This window comes from Thermogutta sp. (genome assembly GCF_014359955.1).
Lineage (GTDB): Bacteria > Planctomycetota > Planctomycetia > Pirellulales > Thermoguttaceae > Thermogutta.
The window spans coordinates 1-2250 of record NZ_JACIYL010000726.1; the positions used below are offsets into that span (position 1 = coordinate 1).

The following is a 2250-nucleotide window of genomic DNA, read 5'->3' on the forward strand; positions in this document are numbered from 1 at the left end:
AACTGCTGGCCGCACTGAACGCCTTCGTGGTCGAACGCAACGGGCACAAACTGCCCGGCGAGCCACAGGACGAGCCCTTCACCGAAACCGACCTGAGCAAACTGGCCTACTGGATGGCCACCGGCGGCGGACTGGGTTCGGTCAACGTGGGGGGGATTTCTTGAAAGTTTTTGGCCAGTTCGTAGGCCTCTTCCAGTGATTTAGGCCGCCGGATATTCGCATTCTCGCTCATGGCCCGATCCCTCACTTCTCTTCGTAGCCGGGAGGATAGTCTTTGGCCTTGAACCGGCCATAATAGCCGGTTTCGGCCCGACGGATGATCTCCTGCAAATCCCGCGTGCCACCAATGTACCTCATGTAGTAAACATTTGGACGGCCATTCTTGGCGTAATCCCAGTCCGGCGGCGCGTACGCATCATTAAACGGCTCTACCTTGTATACCTTGAAACCGAACGCGTGGTAGATCTCAGCCAACCGATCACCGAGACAGTCTAACGTCGTTGCGCCCCTGGAAATGGCATCGGCCACTGCAGCTTTGCCTGCTCCGGGAGTACCACCCGGGGTTCGGAAGACGTTGCACAGGTCGTACTCCCCAGGTTTACCTTCCCAGGGAACAAGCATATAGCCACACGTGCCGTCTGCCGTCTGGAAGATCTTGGCGCCCTTGTTAATTCTATCGCGGATCTCGTCAATGGAATACAACGTCAGGAAAGCCCTCCGATCGGGTGGTAACTTGTCGCGGAATTCGACGAAGCGCTCGGGGGTTGTCTCGTGGAAATCAATTTTTGGAATTCCCTTTCGCTTTTCACCTGCCGCCTTAGTTTCCTCTTGTTGCGGGGCCTCTTTTTTCTCACCGGGTGGACGAGTCGTCTCGGTGGGCCCTGGTCGTTAGTGAATCGAGCGACGATTCCCCGCAAACCACAGCAGCAATGACCATCTTGCCAAAGCGATCTGCTGGGATTTTCTGTCAACTTCATTGAAGGGTTGGAAACGGACTCGACGGGCACATCTCTGAGCCACTCGGTGGCACGGGCGTGACCTGGACACTTTTCTCCATTGGATCATCCCTTGTCCACCATCCGCCGATTGTCGTGCTCGTGAAGATCCTCGACGGTCAGGCATTGACCAGCGCTCGGACGCACTGTGATCGGTACACTTTCGGTAGCGTCCGCTCTGATTTAGAATAGCGGCGGCGATTAGAATCCGTTGGTCCAGCATATCGGTAATTCAGAGGAGTAGAACCCATGCGACTTGCTGGATGGCTAGCCACCGTCGGTTTGGCCTGGGCACTTGGGGCAAACTGCCTGAACGGAGTTGTAGCGGAGGTGTGGGTCGAAGATATCCACACGAAGGTTTTGCGTGATGCCCGACCTTCGGACAACGCATCCCGGGAATGCCATCTCGAGGCTGCCCGGAACGAATACGAATCAGCGCAGTTGGTGGTGAGAAGTGCCACGCCCGTCAAAGAGGTTACTGTCCAGGTCTCCGAGCTTTTGCATGAAGATCAAAAAAGTCGGATTTCCCCAGACCATATTCGCCTCCGATTCGTTGGCTACATTCACCTTGATAAGAACACCCCAGACTCGGAGCTCGTCCGCGTGGCCGCAGCGCCCTGCGAGGTGCCCGACCCCCTCCTGGAAGACTCGACGATCGCACTGGCACCCAATCAGGCCCAGCCGGTCTGGCTCACGGTGTTTGTGCCTGAAGATGCCAGGCCGGGTTGGTATTCCGGTACGGTGACGGTTTCACTCGATGGTCGAGAGACGAAGGTGCCTATTACTTTGAAGGTTTTCGGTTTCGCACTGCCTGCGGAAAGACATCTTTTCGTCACGAATTGGTTTAGTCCGGGAAACATTGCGAAGGCCCACGGTGTTGAACTTTACAGTGACGCGTTTTGGCCGATTCTGGAACGGTATGCACGCAACATGGCCGAGCATCGGCAGAACGTCGTGCTCACTCCCTGGTCACTCATCGAAGTCTCTCGTGAGGAAGACGGCTCGCTCTCTTTTGATTACAGCCGCTTCGACCGGTTTGTTGAAACATTCTTGCGGGCGGGGGTGAACGACCGGATTGAAATCTCACACGTCGGTCACGCAGAGGGCGGCTGGGGTGGTCCGGTCGCGCTATCACGGCTTCGTGCGAAGGATGCCAAAACCGGGGCCTATGTGACGCTTGAGTATTCCGACGGGCTCAAGCCTTTTCTGCAAAAGCTCGAGCAGCATCTGGAAGAAAAAGGTTGGCTATCCAAAG

Annotated in this window: 2 protein-coding genes; one reads left to right on the forward strand and one right to left on the reverse strand. The window is 56.2% G+C overall.

The genetic code is table 11. The annotated features are described in order from the left end of the window. Positions 1-243: 243 nt before the first annotated feature. Positions 244-702, reverse strand: a complete 459-nt coding sequence (locus H5U08_RS16335; RefSeq protein ID WP_297035472.1) for a hypothetical protein — start codon at positions 700-702, stop codon at positions 244-246. 542 nt (positions 703-1244) lie between these two features. On the opposite strand from H5U08_RS16335, the gene H5U08_RS16340 reads away from it, so the two are divergent. Beyond that, the coding region (locus tag H5U08_RS16340; protein ID WP_297035476.1) for a glycoside hydrolase domain-containing protein at positions 1245-2250 on the forward strand (1006 nt) is incomplete at its 3' end.